This window comes from Clostridium sp. FP2 (assembly GCF_011065955.2).
GTDB lineage: Bacteria > Bacillota > Clostridia > Clostridiales > Clostridiaceae > Clostridium_AD > Clostridium_AD tagluense.
In genome coordinates this window covers 1,666,850-1,682,823 of the sequence record NZ_JAAMNI020000001.1, presented here as the reverse complement: position 1 = coordinate 1,682,823, position 15,974 = coordinate 1,666,850, and the positions used below count along the sequence as shown (strand labels likewise).

The window sequence follows — 15,974 nt, the reverse complement described above, 5'->3', positions numbered from 1 at the left end:
TTTCAATGTTTTTTTGCAACATTATTCTTTGTTTAATTCTATTATTACAATTTTCCATTAAATATGTCATTATATTTAAATCTAATTAAAGTTTTACTTCATCAATAAACTCAACATTTTAGAGTGTTTTTATAATAAATTAAAAAAAGAATGGTATGAATAAAATATTCAAAACCCATTCATTGTATTAATTATTGTGAATATTGCGAATAATAGTCTATAATACGCTCCACCGTGCAATATTCTATTTTTTTAATCTCCTAGCTCATTCTCCCTCTTCTTAGTTGTGTTTTGTTTGTTTAAGCTATTTTTGTTACATTTTTTCTAATTTACACATCTATGAAATTAATACACTCTTTAATAGCCTGCTTTCTAATTACAAAAAATAATCCAACTTGGATTAAAACTACTACTAATGATAATCCACAAGCAAGTAAAAATGATACATTTGAAAACGCCCAAGCATTAGTAGTCATTATTGACTTAAATAAAAATAAAGTGATAATAGTTCCTAGTGTTACTGGAACAAAGTATATTAAAGCAACTTGCATTGATATGATTGACTTTATCTTAGCTTTTCTTACTCCGAGGAATGTAATATTTTTATATACTAACTTATCCTGCCACATTGTATTTAATATTTTAAGGCCGATTGTCATAACTCCTGAAACAAAGGCAATTGTAGAAATATATATAGTAAGCAATAAATAAACAGCAAAATCAGAAATGTCACTATTAAGTATGTGATATCTTGAATATGGTGTAAATCCCCACAATCTATTTGCCTTAAAGTTATTTTCTTTATACTCCTTATATTCATAATTTACTGGTTCGTTTGGCATTTGTTTTCTTATTCTATCAAATATAACCCCAGTACTATAGTTTGGGCACCATTTCCCCCCGCTAGATTTAACTATTGAATTAAATAATGCATTACTAAAAACACCTGTTTCCCTCCAATTTGGTGTATTGAATACATAAGTTGTAAATATGTATTCCTTTTTCATTTCGCTTCGCAACTTATTAAACAAAGCTGTATCTATAACGTAAAAACTTTTTCGTTCAAATAGTGTATCTTGATTCATAATTTTATCAATAAATTTTATTCCTTTATTATTAAGAGTGAATTCTTTCTTGGTAGTAGGATTTAGTAGAGTTATAGGCCCTTTAGATTGTAACCTATATTTACTTGAATCACTATTTTCGTCACCAGATATAATATTAATATAAGAACCTGGCTCAATATCGATTTTTTTGCCAGTAAGTTTATATACAGTTTCTTCACTTACAAAATTAATAGGACCCCATTCATTATATTTTTTAAAGAACTCACCCAAAATGACCGTATCAAACTTCTTGAAGTCCTTAATTTTAACATTATTATCTATTGCTAATTTTTTTATATCACTTTCATTAAAACCTCCTTGTTGAAATCCTACTTTAACCATATAATCATAAGGATCAACATAAATTGTACTTAAAATACCCGATATCATTGGAACAGAAGTAAAGGCAACACCGAAAATTCCAACTCCAATTAGAATAGTCGAGACAAGTAATGGTAAAGTATATTGTTTTCCCTTTGACTTTATCAAATTAAAAAACACAATGTTTTTATAATAATAGCTAGGACTAATTTTTTTAAACAATGCACCTATGGATGTAATCTGTACTATTAATAAATACAACCCCACTAAAGATGTTATTAAAAAATATAGCTTAGTGCTTGAAGTAAATAGAATGATTCCTACAGGTATCATTACTGCGCCAATTAAACCCAAAACGAAACTATCCCCTTTAACATTTTCAACCTGTTCTTCAGCCTTAAGTATCTTTATTATATCTATCTTTTTGATATACCTTGAAGCCAGTACTCTAGTAATAATCATGCATAAGGCTGAAAATAAAATTGCAATAGCCATTCCAGTCCATCCAATAGAAAACGCTGTTTCTTCTGTTTTTAGAAAAACGGTTAAAATAGTCCAGCTTAGCCACGAAATTAATATTGAAAAGAGTAATCCCAATAATGTAGCTATTAAGAAAATTATATTCAGCTCTTTCATAACAATTTTGCATACATTTTTACGTCTGATTCCAAGAGAAATGAAAACACCTATTTCCCTTGACCTATATCTTATAAATAGCGAATAAGCATATATTACAAATACAAATGTTCCTATTAATGTAAAGGCAAACATGCTTAATGTAATTTGTTGCGTTGCGCCACCATCCATGAGTACTTTGGTAACTGTTGGACTAAATTGGAGAATTCCATATCCTCCAATCATTGCAACTGCAAATATGATTGATGAAATAAACAAAGCATATTCCTTTATGTTATTTTTAAATAATTTTTTAACAATAGTGTTAAGCGTCATAAGTCTCACCATTTATTCCTTTCATGAAATTTAAAATATCATTTAAAAACTCTCTAGGAGGTGTGTTTCTAACTAGTTCTTTGACAATTTGTCCATCCTTTAGTGCCACTACTCTATCTGAACGGGATGCTGCAAAAGCATCATGAGTAACCATAAATATTGTTGCTCCTAGATTTTTGTTTGCATCTATAAAAGCTTCTATTACTGATGAACTCGACTTAGAATCCAAGTTTCCTGTTGGTTCATCTGCTAATAGAATGGATGGATTGTTTGAAAGTGCTCTCGCTATTGCTACTCGTTGTTTCTCTCCACCAGATATTTCATTAGGATATTTGGTTTTTATCGTTTCTATTCCGAAATTTTCCATAAGCTCTTCTGTTCTTTTCATCATTTCCTTCATATCCTTACTAGCAATAATTTGTGGCAGAAATATGTTTTCAATTACTGTAAGTCCATTAACCAGCATATAATCCTGAAATACAAATCCTAATTTATTCTGTCTCACATCTGCAAGCCTATCCTCATTAATATTTAAAATATTTACTCCATCCAAAAGAATTTGACCCGATTCTGCATGTATAAATCCTGATATACAATTAAGTAGTGTGGTTTTACCACTACCAGACGGCCCCATAACAGCCACAAATTCGCCTTCATTAACATTCAAATCAATATCCCTAAGAGCAATATATTCACCACCCTTTGATACATAAGTCTTCTTTAAACTCTTTACTTCTAACATTTTTTCTCCTCCTCATTCTATATTATAAGGAAATATTAGCATGCTTAAATGCGAAGTTCAATTTCATAAATTTAGGTGTTGTAACGCTTGGTAGTTATTTTGTAACGTTTGGTAATGTTTGTGCAAATTTCATAATCAACACTGTATAAATTGTAAAATACTACTGTTAAATCATGTTATAATATTATTAGAGTAAATTTGGAAACACCTTACAAGTCATTTGGTAATCAACATCATATTAGGAAGTTTTGAAATTTTATAAGCTTTATCAAGAGCTTTTTTGAAAATATAAGAAATTTAAAAAATTTTTCTTAAAAGATTGGAGGAACAACATTTATGTTACAAATTGCTATATGTGAAGACGAATTTAAACAAAGAAATATGCTGAAAAATATTCTCACAGGCCAGATTAAAGAAAACAACCTTGATGCTAAAATAAACGATTATGAAAGCGGAGAACAGCTTATAAATAGCATAAACAACAATTCATATAGATTTGATATAATATTTTTAGATATTCAAATGAAAAAGATATCTGGAATAGATACTGCCAAAATAATCAGAAAAACAAATAAAATTGCTATAATTATTTTTGTAACAGGACTTATGGAATATGTATTCGAAGGCTATAACGTAAGAGCCTTCAATTATATACTAAAACCTTTTAAAATTGACAAAATAGCTAAGGTATTTAAAGAAGCTCTTGATAGTTTGGATATGATAAAGAGTGATGTGTATATAATAAATTTTAAAGATAAAACTTATAAAATTAACTTTTTGGATATAGTGTATTTTTTTAGTGATAAGAGGATTATTAGACTAATATGTAAGCAGGGGGAATATGAATTTTATTCAAAGCTTGATGATGTAGAAAAAGAGCTTATTAATAGAAATTTTATACGCTGTCACCAAAGATATTTAATAAACCTAACTAATATAAATAGCATTGAACAAAATCATGCTATTACTACACTTGGATACAACGTTCCAATAAGTAGAAATAGATATAAAAAGACTTTAATAACGTTTGCAAAACAAATACTGAGGTAGGGTGCTTTATGGAGATAATTACAGTTATTATTCCAATCATTATTTTAATTATTATTTCGTTTATAGAAACAATAATTTTATTTAAATTACTTAATGCATTTTTAACAAAAAGAGACTCGAAAATATTTTCTGCATTAAACTTTTGGGGCTTATTTATTATGTGTATGATACCTCTTCAGTCAGGAGATATTGAAAATATTATATATGCATTTGTTATCTACTTGATTATAGGATTAATCTTTTATAAAGACGTAAAAATAAAAAAGATTTGTGCCGTGTCCATGGTTTCCACCATATCTGTAAGTGTGAAAATGTTGGCTGCTAGAATAGCTTTTCTTTTCCCCATCTACGAATATAAATTTAATGACATAATTGAAACTTCTTTAAGAGTTCTGATTTTTATTTTAATATATTTTGCACTTTATAAGGTTGTATTATGGGCTAAAGAAATTTTATCTAGCAAAATATGGGCACTCATATGTATTATGTCTTTAGCTACCTTTACATCCATTGTTCTTAGCATTATTCCTTTTATATTTAAGATAACCACCTTTTACAACCTCATTGTCATTTTGATAATGACTTTATATATTTTAGGTATTATTGCTACGTTTTATGTTATTAAGGAAATTGCTTTAGGTGCCAAAGCTGACTCATTAAATAAACAATTAGTAATGCAGATGGAACATTATACTGATATAGAAGAAAATCAGAATATCACAAAGAAAATATTGCATGATATGAGAAATCACTTAGGAGTTATAAATTCATTTTTATATGAGGGGAACATTGAAGAGGCAAGGCATTACCTAGGCAATGTGACAGAAAGTATAAGCTCTATGTCACTTCATACATTTTGTGAGAATAAAGTAGTAAATTCAATTTTGAACAACAAACACAAAAAGTTTATTAATTTAGGTATAAATGTTAACATAAATATTTGCGTTCCTGAGCAATTAAATATTTCTCAACCGGATTTATGTAGCATATTCTCTAATACTATTGATAACGCAATAGATGCATGTTCAAAAATACAAGATAAAAACTCTAGGTTTATAAATATTAAGTCAAATACAGATAAAGGCTATTTTGTTTATGAGGTTGAAAACTCAAAGATAAATCAGATAAAAGTAAATGGCCTAAGATTTATCACTAATAAAAAAAACAACCTAATACATGGATATGGAATAGATATCATTAGGACTATAGTCGCCAAATATACTGGGGATATAGATTTAGAATATACAGATAATACTTTTAAAATAACACTTTTTATAAAGTTGTAAGAATTTTTACTAATATTTAAATAACCATCTGCTCTTGTGTGAATTCTTGCACAAAATGCCTTTGCCAAGAACTATAGCGTGCAATGTGCCAAGTTTTATTTTCGCTACTCTCTAAATAATTTACATATATATATATCCTTATCTTTTATAAGGTATAAAAGTTAGAATGTTATCATTTCTTAAATATTCGCATCATTTGCCACAAAAAAACTCCACAGAATATCTGTGGAGCCCTTGATTTTGGCGGAGAGAGAGAGATTTGAACTCTCGGAACGGAATAACCCGTTCGCCTGTTTTCGAGGCAGGTACCTTCGACCACTCGGACATCTCTCCATATAATAAGTTACCTTTTACAGTATAACATATTTAAATTTTATTTAAAGTATATTTTTCAAATTATAGCTAAGGATATTCATTTTGAAGACAAGAACCATAATGACTAGTGTTTACTATTCTTGTTTCTAATCACTTTAATAAAAAAGTATAGAGCAATAATTAAAATTGCTATGTAAGTTATGAATTGCCCAAATCCTGTTACTATAGGAATTATAGTTTCAAATGAATCCCCAAACCAATATCCTAGTCCCAAGTATATACAAGTCCAAAACAATTCGCCTAAAGCGACAAACAAACTAAATGTCCAGAATTTATATCGCGAAAGACCTGCTGTAGCATTTATAAACGGTCCCATAGCTGATATTATAAATCTGCTAAAAAAAACTGAGCTTCTTCCGTGTTTACTTAAATAATTTTTAGCTTTAAATATTTTGGGTTGAATGTAAAATTTTATTCTGGAATGCCTATTTAAAACTTTATCCCCAATAAATCTCCATATAATATAAGCAATATTATCCCCAACCCATGAAAAAAACCAAATTTCTAGTAAGAGACTCACCACATTAAATTCACCAGCATAAGCGAACGCTCCAGATGCCATTACAAGTAAGGATGCTCCTGTTGGAATTCCTATACACTGAAGTACAATGATAATACTTAAAAACCAAATGTTATAGTTTCGAAAACATTCTATTAGTAAATTACCAAATTCACTCATGTTTTTTACCTTCTATATCTCTATTACCTTGTATGTTTTTATCGCTTTCTATTATCTTCTTTAAATTATCCTTCATATCTTTTAAAGGCTTATTATATTTTTTTCCCAGGTCTTTGATATATAAATTTTCATCACCCTGCTGCGGAACAATCTCAAGAGTTTTAAAGATTTCTTCTTCACTTATATTATATTTTTTAGACATTTTTTTTACTGTTATCCATTTATGAGTACTCATATCTCCAATTTGTCTACTTGCTTTGGTAGGTAAGTCAATATTTTTAAATTCAAAATATAGTACCGTAAAACGTCTTATTATTATAAATGTAGTTATAATAATCAAAACTGATAATATAGCCGTTTTTGCATCTTTTCCCATTAAATCCCCTCACTCTAATAATACTGTATTATATATTATAATAGAATATACCATTAGATTCAATAAATGATAACTAAATCGTTAATATTGCAACACCGCAGGTGACGCTTTAACCTTAAGGTTACAATAACCATAAATTACAAATAAGTATATCGGTATGCCGGGTGGCTTTGTGAACGTAGCAAACTTACTAACATAATTTACAAAGTAAATTTACCTACAATTTTATCTAATACAACTACTAATTCTTTTAATTGTTCTACGGTTTCTGATACAGTTTTAATTGCAACTTCTTCTTGTTCCATACTTGCGGCTACTTCCTGCGTTGACGCTGCAGCTTGTTCGGTTATTGCAGTTATTCCTTTAATAGCGCGAACTATATCCTCTTTTCCACTATCTACGGTATTGATGCTTGCTGCTATGCTTTGTATTTTTGACTTTGTATTATATATTGCCTCCCCGATGACCTCAAAGGCATCTGTAGATGTTACCATTACAAAATTTGCTTCTTTAACAGTATTTTTAGCTTCATCCATATTGCATTTGCCTAAACTTATTTCATCTTGAATTTGTTTTACTATGTTATCTATTTCATGTGTAGATGTGGCTGTTTTTTCTGCAAGCTTTCTAATTTCCTCTGCTACCACTGCAAAACCTTTCCCGCTCTCACCTGCCCTTGCTGATTCAATTGCCGCATTTAAAGCTAATAGATTTGTCTGCCTTGCAATAGCTTGAATGGTACTTATAATTTCCCCTATCAAGCTTGATTTGTTTGATAATCCATCTATATTACTCGCAACCTTTTCAGTAGCTTGTACATTTAATCCGAGCTTTACATTAAGTTCTTTAATTGCTTTACTACCCTTCTCTTGCATTTTTTCCATTTCTATTGAATATTCTTTAAGACTAGTAATACTAAACACAACTTCGTCTATCTCACCGGCAAGTACATTTAATTTATATGAACCATCCTGAGCCTCTCTTGCTTGGTTAACAGCTCCCCTAGCTAACGCTTCAACAGTTTGCGCCACAACAGTAATAGAAGATGTTGTTTCCTCCGCGCTTACAGAAATAGTATTTGAATATTGTAATACATCAGCAGAATCCTTCTTTAGTTCATCAATAACCTTTATTAATTCTTCCCTTAGTTTCATTAAGCTATTTGCCATAACGCCTATTTCATCTTTGCTTGATAGCATTTGATTAAGATTCTTGTCATTATAGGTTAAGTCTAGCTTAGCTAGTTTACCTATAAAACTTGTTGCAACTTCTATTGGTCTAGATATTCTTCTTCCGATAACTAATGCAATAATTATTGAAATTATAATTCCTAGAGCTATAATTAAAATAATAAGACCTATTAAATTTTTTAAATTCTTGAACACCTCTGAGCTAGGAACCTTCACTCCCATAATTTGGCCATTATTCAAAGTGTAATAACCCATCATCTGTTTACGTCCTTCAAAGGTTGTCTCTAACGCCATTGATTTCTTATTACTTAATTCAGCAGTTATAAATTTATATTTTCCATTTTCTAAGGTATCTAATTTTTCAGTAGCTTTTTTGCTTACATCAACTATAAAACTATAATCCTTATCTAGCAAAAATGCAGAACCAGTGTCATATATCTTTGTATTTAAAATCATCTTTCTCAAACTTTCAAAAGAAATATCAATACCTACAACTCCAACTAATTCATTATTAGCATATACAGGCATGGTATAGGATATCATATTTATCTTACTTATTGAGTCTATATAAGGTTTTGACCATACTCCTAGTTTAGCCTTAATTGGGCTGTAATACCAATTCATATCCACATTGCTTTCCTTAAAGTCATCTAAACTCTCATCATCAATAGCCATCTCGCTTTGTTTTTTCTGCTCGTCGTATTCATAAAATACCTCGTAAATTTTACTTCCATCTGTAAATTTAGAATCAAAAGTCATATACATCCCTACAAGCCCATTATTGCTGGCCCCTAAACTCTTCATTAAACGACTTAACTGTTTTTCGTATGTATTCATGTAGCTTGGGTCTTTAACCTTAGAAACTTCTATTGTGCCTAAAACTAGTCCAGATAACTCCTTTACAGTGTTTTCTACCTTTGTAGTTTGTATTGTGTATTCATTCCCTTTACTAGAAGCTATGTCTAATAGTTTCTCTGTGGCTTCATGTTTAATTATGCTTGTGGATTTAAAAATACTTGTAATTCCCACAATTGCTGATACTAAAATTGAACAACTCACTATTGCAATAACTATTTTAGTGCTAATTTTATTTTTCACTAAAATCCCCTCCTTAAAATAATTAAATTATCCTTTGAATATAGTTCGACAAAATACAATGCTTGATTATATTACGTGTTTCAAACTACCCTTACAAAATAATGTAAAAGAATAGAACCATTTCGCCGATATAGTTCTATGGATAAAAATATACGGAGAGGGAATGATTCTATGTCATGTAAAATTATACTACATCGGAGGATAAAAATGGAATAAAAATTTTAGCAAAGTCAATAGAAAAAAAGGAATCTATAGGTAAAATTAGCGAATCATAAGTTAAGCTAGTAATAGAGGTTGAAAATCTAGCATTAGAATTTACATACGTTGAACTAAAAAGAGCTAGGGGCAAATTGGTTTTATATCCAATTTACCCCTAGCTCTTTACCTGATTATTAATCTTTAATGTATTTATTAATTGTAGCTGCACCTTCTTCGTTTGCATGATAGTAAACTCTTAAGGCACCTGCCTTATCCATATTAAATCTTGTTTCTTCAAGAAGGCCATTAGCTTCAGCTGTCATTAAAGCTGCGATTACATCATTTCTTTTAAACGCTTTGAAATTAGCATATTCGCCTTTTAGAGCTTCAATAACGTCTTCAGCGCAAGCTTCTTTAACTTTTGTGAAATGTTTTAAAATAGCATAGTTAAGAGCTTTCATACTAATTTACCTCCTTTTTTCTAAACAAGTCCATTGGATTCATAGAAATTACTAAGATACCAACCATCATTAATACAGCAGCCATCCAAGCGATAGGAGGTAATGACCAACCTTTCATACCGCTAAATACGCCAAGTATAATCCAACAACAGAACGGTCCCCAGAATGAGTATGTACCATTACACGCCATACCGAGAGCGGCACCACACATACTGTTACCCCTATACCAACTCATATACGAAACGAATGCGCAAAGACCACTTACAGCAAACCAAATCATAGCAGGACCACTTGTAAACGCCTGAACAACAAGTCCATTTGAAATCTTAACGCCACCTGCCATTATACCAAAAATAGGAATTAAAATAATTAAGTTTGAAAGACCTGATATTGTCTGACGGATAGTAATACCAATCTCAGAGTCAATCATAGATGTACCGTAACCAGCTACGCAACCCTCAAAGCCCCAACCAAGAGCAGCGATGAAAGCAATACAAACACCCAAGAACCTACCTTTTGGTGCATCTCCACCAATACTTGTGCTACCAATCATAAAACTAGCAAGAACACAAATACCAATGCCTACCATCATACGCTTGTTTAATTTTTGTTTGAATAATATTTTACCTAAAATAGCACCAATAGCTGGACAAAGGGCAGTAATAGGAATAACTATTGAACCAGCCATCTGAAGACCAACAACATAAGCTGTGCTGGAAATAGGACCTCCTATAAGAGCCGCTAAAATCATCACTCGACCTGGAGTAGTATTAATACATCTAAAGAAATCTCCAAGTTTACCTTTAACCCCTGCATAAAGTAATGCCCAAACAGCACTACAAGTATCATTTACTGCACTACCAAGTGCACCTAGTAAATATGTAATAGCAAAAGCTGATAAACCAGCCGTGTTAGTACCATACCAATCACCCCAAACCCCCTTAGACATACCTAATGTCAAAAATGCTGAATAAAATCCATACATAAGACCTGAGAATAAAGCGATTGATATACCCTTTTTGTAAAATTGTGATGATAGCTTCTTTTTAGCAGCAATTGCCGATGCACTAACTGTTCCTGTCACTTCGCTCATAAACAAAACCCCCTTCTTTTAAATATTTTTAGTATATTATCATTAAATTGTAATTTATAATTTATAATGACCCTTTTTCTTAACACAGTCATTAGAAATTTCTTGCAGAGTTTTATGCAACTTTAATCTCCTTAAAATTTACCCTTACTTAGAGGGAAATTAGAAACCGTTTTCCCTAACAACGAATGCCGGCCCCAGCTTACACGCCCCCTACTAATATAACTTAATAAGAGATTTTTTCATGGCATAAAGTGCAATTTTTTACTGCATTATATCCGCCAGTTTTTTGAAGTTTTTGTACTATCGTTACTTTATTGCACTAATAGTTCAAATCAAGGCACCATAAGAGAAAATTATGGTTTATTTACCATAAAAACACCCCATAAATTGAATGGACACAACTCTTTTTTAGTTGTGTCCATTTAATTTATGGGGTGCACTTCAAACATCAAAAACACTTTCTCTACCAACCCTTATAGCTTCCTAATTCTTTACCATATCGGCAATAGAGCAATCTCCTGAAACCGTAATTGCCTTGACATTCTTCTGAAAGCGTTCATATCTAGCACTACAGTAGTCGAGAAAATCGTCGCCACTGTAGTGTCTAATCATGGCCCATACCATCCAAAGCAAATCCTGGGCTACCATGTAGCATTTTATTTTTAATATTTCTCCTGGCGTCAGAAATTGGCCATAGTAGTCCAAAAGAAAATATTGAATTGCCTCTTCGGTAAGTCTAGATTCAAGGATATAAGCAGCCACATCCCAGCTTGGATCGTTCATTCCAGAATATTCCCAATCTACAAGGTAAGTTCTGCCATTGTCATCCACAACAAAGTTTTCAGGCACTGTGTCATTATGACAAGGTACAGAAATTGTATTTTTAATATTTTTTTGCATAAAATCAACCAATTCTTTTTTAAGTGTAGAGTAGTCAAAGAAAAAACCGCCGTTAAGGTCTTGAATAATCTGTTCGTATTTATTAAGCTCCGTTTGCCAATCAAAGGAATTAGGAAAATTCTTTGGGCTGGAGTGGGTTTTTTTCAGCAGACCAGAAACAGCTCTCAAGTTCGCGATGCAGCATGGATCAATAAGGGCAATGTTTTTGCTGTTCTTAATGCATACGCTGATTTTAATACCACTTACATCATCAAAATAAACACAATCACAATTCAGACCAAACTCCGAGGCCATGAGATTGTTGATCTTTTCAATTTTTCGATCAATCATCTTATTGGTCATGCCACCCGGTTGCCGTACAACATATTCAGTTCCCTTGATATTCATAAAGTAGTTGTAATTGGTAAGTCCGCCTGCAAAACGGGATTTATCGAATATAATGCTATCGTCATTAAAGACGAGACGCAGTTTTTTTTGTACTAATTCTTCCATTTCCATTAATAATTCCACCACACATATATTAATTTATTATTTTATAAATATTGAATATATTATTATTATAGCACATTTCTATATCAAAAAAGAAGAAATGAAAAAATCACAGCTTTAAAGTAGCTATTGTTCAAGAAAAGCAATATTGTACAATGTTTCCTTTTAACTGGATACAATAGTGCTAAAACTATATATTGAATCTGCAATAAACTAATTGTTTTGTATGCTATCATATATTATCAGTCATTTTAGTTACTGGAAATAAGTCTTACTGTAGTAGCAAAGATATAGGAGGTACAAATCATGGAAGACACTTTTAAACTGAAATCCAAGGTTTATTTTAATAAGCAATCCATACAGGTTTTAGAACAAATTACTGGCTCCCGAGCATTTATTGTCTCGGATTCCATAATGGAAAAGTTGGGATATCTTCAAAATGTCGTAGATTACCTAAGCAAGGCGGGAATAAGCTCCGTTGTTTTTTCAGGGGTGCGCCCTGATCCGGATGTCAATGTAATTGCGGAGGGGCTTAAGTTATACGAAGAAAGTGATGCAGATGTACTAGTTGCAATGGGCGGAGGCTCTGCCATTGATACTGCCAAGGGAATTCTGTATTTTTCCTGGAAGCTTAAAAGCGCAGCTGGTCGTGAAATGAAAAAACCGCTGTTTATTGCAATTCCCTCCACAAGTGGAACGGGCTCAGAAGTAACGGACTTTGCCGTTATTACTTCCGGTAAGGAAAAGGTATGCATAGTAGATGAGTTTATCGCACCAGATATCGCCATACTTGACTCTACCTGTATTCAGCATGTTCCACAGCGTGTGGTTGTGGATACTGGCATAGATGTTCTGGTTCATGCCATCGAAGCCTATGTTTCCACAAACGCAACTGACTTTACAGACGCTCTTGCAGAAAAAGCAGTAAAACTGATCTTCGAGAACATTGAGAAGCTTTACAAGGACGTGAAGGATTCCGATGCGAGAGATCGTGTTCAAAACGCTTCCTGCATGGCAGGAATGGCATTTACAAATTCGAATCTTGGCATAAATCACAGTTTAGCCCACGCAATTGGCGCTACTTTTCACATTGCTCACGGTCGATCCAATGCGCTTATGCTTAATGCGGTGATGGAATATAACGCCGACTTAAGGGGAAGTGCCAACGGTTATGCTACGGAAAGGTATGCAAAACTAGCAATGGTTCTGCAGCTTCCAGCCCGAACGCACCGTGAAGGAGCTGTGAATTTCATTCAGGCTGTAGGTAGACTTAAAAAAGCTCTGGGGGTCGAAGATAATCTTCGTGCGCTTGGAGTTGATCAAAGTGAGTTTGAAAAATCGCTTTCGCATATGGCCGAAACAGCCATGCTGGATCGTTGTACACCAACTAATCCAAGGCAGCCTTCTAAGGAAGACCTTATTAATATCTATCAAAAATGCTATTAATAAGTTTCCAAAATCATAAAGAATGAGATAGAATAAAAAAAGGCTAAAACCTGAGTTTTAGCCTCTTTTTTTGACGAAATTCGTCGAAAAAACATATCGTTGATTGTTTACTTTTATACTATTGTACATTATAATAATTAATAAGCCATAATCAGATTCGAAAGAGACTTTTAAGCCCATAGAACTTCAACATTTTTTTCTTTTGAATATAAATTACATGGCAGAAAAGGAGTGCTATAAGCATGAATAAAACTAATAATCTGCTGAAAAAATTAATAGCCTCCAATATTTTATATACCCGCTACATGAGTATTTTATCTCTCTCAGATCTCTCCCTATTTTTAGTAGATACAAATGGAGATATTTTGTTTGAGTTTATTCCATCCCCGGATTTTTGTACCTATATATGCCAGGAAAATAAAGGTGGGGTATGCCCGGACTACAAATGCCGGCTAAAGCCCAGCGGTGAGGATAGATTTGTCTGCCGATACGGGCTTGAAAACATCCTCTTTCCCATAAAGGTGCAGGATAAAATTTTGGGTTATATAGGCGGTGTACAAACATATTTGGAGGGTAATGAATATCAAAAACTCATGATTGATGTCCAGTCCCTCCAAAGGGATAAAACTCCTGAATTGGAGTTTATAGCCAAATCAATTCTCTCACTGAAAACCGTGGAATCAAATAAAATTAAAGTACATGAGCAATTGTGTGGCCACATTGCCAAAAATATTTCTCTTGACTTATCCGAAAGCGTAAGTCATGCCGATCTAGATGCGGTAAGGCTGTCCATTGAAAAGGACATACTGGAGAAAAAGATCATCGATTTAGAAGCTAAAAACATGTCCCTGATGGTGAATCCCCATTTTTTGTTTAATACCTTGAACTGTATCGCCCGCATTGCATATTTTGAGCATTCTAAAACGGAGGAACTTATCTATTGCCTTTCCGATTTACTGCGGTACAATTTAAAACAAGATGACCAGCTTCACACCATTGGTGCCGAAATTGACAACATTAAGAAATATCTGTATATCCAGAAGGTAAGATTTAAAAATCGTCTGGTATATGACAGCGATATCCCTGAAAATATTAAGTCTTACAGAATCCCCAACATGGTTATCCAACCTATTGTTGAAAATGCTCTTATCCACGGTATCACTCCAAAACGGGACGGAGGTAAAATCAGTATTTATGCTGAAGAATATAAAAACGAAATCGTTATTTCCATTATGGATAATGGAAACGGTTTTCCAAAGGATGTTTTGCAGAACATACAACAGTCTGAAAATAAATCAGGTCTAGGGTTCTGGAATACAGACAAACGTCTAAAACGATATTACGGAGAACAATACGGACTTACAATAGTAAAATCTGACTATAGCGGAAGTACCGTTACCATAACTATTCCTACCCACCCTGTTGGGGGGGTATCGCTATGATTGTAGTCTTAATTGTGGAAGATGAAATGCTTGAACAAGAGTTCCTCAAAACAGTTGTACTGGAGGATCTTTCCACCGAAGATAGGCTACTGACCTGCGAAAGCGGGGTTCAGGCCGTCAAACTAGCAAAGCAGTATCGACCGAACATTATCATAATGGATGTAATGATTCCTGAAATGGATGGTCTGAGTGCCATTGCGGAGATCAGAAAATTTCTGCCTAACGTGTGTATCACCGTTTTGTCCGCTTACTCCGACTTTCCCTATGCACAGAAAGCTATTAGACTTAGGGTTTTCGAATACCAATTAAAGCCCATCAAGCCCAACGCCTTCAAACATATTTTTCACAAAATGTTGGACTCGGTAGCCGAATGTCCTGTGCTGGTGGAGGCTGCGCCTGAAGAAAAAAGCACAGAGCCCAAGGAATACCTTCATAACTTTATCGAAGAATCCATAAAATATATTAAAGAGCATTTCAGAGAAAGATTGACTTTGGAAATAGTTGCATCTAAGGCGTTTATGAATCCAAAATATTTCAGCCATGTTTTTAAAAAAGAAATGGGTGTCGCATTTACAGAATATGTAATTAATTTAAAAATTCAATATGCTTGCAGATTGCTCGAGACAACTAATTATCCCGCTTACCGGATTTCAATTGAATGTGGCTTCTCGGATCCGTCTTACTTTAACAGAGTATTCTGTGCGAAAATGAACATGACTCCCAATAAGTATAGAAAACATATATGTGCGTCAAAACCGTCGGATTAAACTT

General features: G+C 32.7%; 13 protein-coding genes and 1 tRNA gene. 5 read left to right on the top strand and 9 right to left on the bottom strand.

Translation table 11 applies throughout. The features are described from left to right. Window positions 1–329 precede the first annotated feature (329 nt). Window positions 330–2,378 (bottom strand): FtsX-like permease family protein, encoded by a 2,049-nt coding sequence (locus G9F71_RS07815; protein ID WP_164951409.1) that lies wholly within the window; start codon window positions 2,376–2,378, stop codon window positions 330–332. Continuing rightward, window positions 2,368–3,120 carry an ABC transporter ATP-binding protein gene (locus tag G9F71_RS07810; RefSeq protein WP_164951408.1) on the bottom strand — a complete coding sequence of 251 codons (753 nt, stop codon included), beginning with the start codon at window positions 3,118–3,120 and terminating at the stop codon, window positions 2,368–2,370. Before G9F71_RS07810 ends, G9F71_RS07815 begins: the two co-directional genes overlap by 11 nt. 336 nt (window positions 3,121–3,456) lie before the next feature. Between G9F71_RS07810 and G9F71_RS07805 the strand changes: the two genes are divergently transcribed. Continuing rightward, window positions 3,457–4,170 (top strand): LytR/AlgR family response regulator transcription factor, encoded by a 714-nt coding sequence (locus G9F71_RS07805; RefSeq protein ID WP_164951407.1) that lies wholly within the window; start codon window positions 3,457–3,459, stop codon window positions 4,168–4,170. Window positions 4,171–4,178: 8 nt separating this feature from the next. Beyond that, window positions 4,179–5,456 (top strand): sensor histidine kinase, encoded by a 1,278-nt coding sequence (locus tag G9F71_RS07800; RefSeq protein WP_164951406.1) that lies wholly within the window; start codon window positions 4,179–4,181, stop codon window positions 5,454–5,456. A gap of 241 nt (window positions 5,457–5,697) precedes the next feature. Here the strand turns inward: G9F71_RS07800 and G9F71_RS07795 are convergent. The 7 genes from G9F71_RS07795 to G9F71_RS07765 all read right to left on the bottom strand — a co-directional run bounded on the left by G9F71_RS07795 (window position 5,698) and on the right by G9F71_RS07765 (window position 12,324). Next, window positions 5,698–5,789: transfer RNA gene (locus tag G9F71_RS07795), tRNA-Ser, on the bottom strand. A gap of 106 nt (window positions 5,790–5,895) precedes the next feature. Beyond that, window positions 5,896–6,510, bottom strand: a complete 615-nt coding sequence (locus G9F71_RS07790) for a DedA family protein (RefSeq protein ID WP_164951405.1) — start codon at window positions 6,508–6,510, stop codon at window positions 5,896–5,898. Further along, a complete protein-coding gene (locus G9F71_RS07785; RefSeq protein ID WP_164951404.1) occupies window positions 6,503–6,886 on the bottom strand; it encodes a hypothetical protein in 384 nt (127 codons plus the stop codon). Before G9F71_RS07785 ends, G9F71_RS07790 begins: the two co-directional genes overlap by 8 nt. Before the next feature lie 200 nt (window positions 6,887–7,086). Next, a complete protein-coding gene (locus G9F71_RS07780) occupies window positions 7,087–9,174 on the bottom strand; it encodes a methyl-accepting chemotaxis protein (RefSeq protein ID WP_164951403.1) in 2,088 nt (695 codons plus the stop codon). A gap of 392 nt (window positions 9,175–9,566) precedes the next feature. Further along, entirely contained in the window at window positions 9,567–9,833 is a 267-nt protein-coding gene (locus G9F71_RS07775) for a hypothetical protein (protein ID WP_164951402.1), read from the bottom strand. A gap of 1 nt (window position 9,834) precedes the next feature. Continuing rightward, the gene (locus G9F71_RS07770) at window positions 9,835–10,926 is read right to left on the bottom strand and encodes a hypothetical protein (protein WP_164951401.1); all 1,092 of its coding nucleotides are present in this window, start codon (window positions 10,924–10,926) and stop codon (window positions 9,835–9,837) included. Between the two features lie 483 nt (window positions 10,927–11,409). Continuing rightward, window positions 11,410–12,324: a phosphotransferase gene (locus tag G9F71_RS07765; RefSeq protein ID WP_164951400.1), complete on the bottom strand. Its 915-nt coding sequence runs from the start codon at window positions 12,322–12,324 to the stop codon at window positions 11,410–11,412. Between the two features lie 297 nt (window positions 12,325–12,621). On the opposite strand from G9F71_RS07765, the gene G9F71_RS07760 reads away from it, so the two are divergent. From G9F71_RS07760 to G9F71_RS07750, 3 genes are all read left to right on the top strand, one after another. Further along, on the top strand, window positions 12,622–13,761 hold the full coding sequence (locus G9F71_RS07760; RefSeq protein WP_187353499.1) for a 1-propanol dehydrogenase PduQ: 1,140 nt from the start codon (window positions 12,622–12,624) through the stop codon (window positions 13,759–13,761). Window positions 13,762–14,003: 242 nt separating this feature from the next. Then, complete coding sequence (locus tag G9F71_RS07755) at window positions 14,004–15,203, top strand: sensor histidine kinase (protein ID WP_164951399.1); 1,200 nt, start codon at window positions 14,004–14,006, stop codon at window positions 15,201–15,203. Continuing rightward, entirely contained in the window at window positions 15,200–15,970 is a 771-nt protein-coding gene (locus G9F71_RS07750) for a helix-turn-helix domain-containing protein (RefSeq protein WP_164951398.1), read from the top strand. Before G9F71_RS07755 ends, G9F71_RS07750 begins: the two co-directional genes overlap by 4 nt. Window positions 15,971–15,974: the final 4 nt, after the last annotated feature.

Excerpts from the sequence above, each read along its gene's own strand:
- G9F71_RS07785 (WP_164951404.1), bottom strand. The coding sequence starts at position 6,886 with ATGGGAAAAGATGCAAAAACGGCTATATTATCAGTTTTGATTATTATA.
- G9F71_RS07805 (WP_164951407.1), top strand. The coding sequence starts at position 3,457 with ATGTTACAAATTGCTATATGTGAAGACGAATTTAAACAAAGAAATATG.
- G9F71_RS07750 (WP_164951398.1), top strand. The coding sequence starts at position 15,200 with ATGATTGTAGTCTTAATTGTGGAAGATGAAATGCTTGAACAAGAGTTC.
- G9F71_RS07810 (WP_164951408.1), bottom strand. The coding sequence starts at position 3,120 with ATGTTAGAAGTAAAGAGTTTAAAGAAGACTTATGTATCAAAGGGTGGT.
- G9F71_RS07775 (WP_164951402.1), bottom strand. The coding sequence starts at position 9,833 with ATGAAAGCTCTTAACTATGCTATTTTAAAACATTTCACAAAAGTTAAA.
- G9F71_RS07765 (WP_164951400.1), bottom strand. The coding sequence starts at position 12,324 with ATGGAAATGGAAGAATTAGTACAAAAAAAACTGCGTCTCGTCTTTAAT.
- G9F71_RS07770 (WP_164951401.1), bottom strand. The coding sequence starts at position 10,926 with ATGAGCGAAGTGACAGGAACAGTTAGTGCATCGGCAATTGCTGCTAAA.
- G9F71_RS07815 (WP_164951409.1), bottom strand. The coding sequence starts at position 2,378 with ATGACGCTTAACACTATTGTTAAAAAATTATTTAAAAATAACATAAAG.
- G9F71_RS07755 (WP_164951399.1), top strand. The coding sequence starts at position 14,004 with ATGAATAAAACTAATAATCTGCTGAAAAAATTAATAGCCTCCAATATT.
- G9F71_RS07760 (WP_187353499.1), top strand. The coding sequence starts at position 12,622 with ATGGAAGACACTTTTAAACTGAAATCCAAGGTTTATTTTAATAAGCAA.
- G9F71_RS07790 (WP_164951405.1), bottom strand. The coding sequence starts at position 6,510 with ATGAGTGAATTTGGTAATTTACTAATAGAATGTTTTCGAAACTATAAC.
- G9F71_RS07800 (WP_164951406.1), top strand. The coding sequence starts at position 4,179 with ATGGAGATAATTACAGTTATTATTCCAATCATTATTTTAATTATTATT.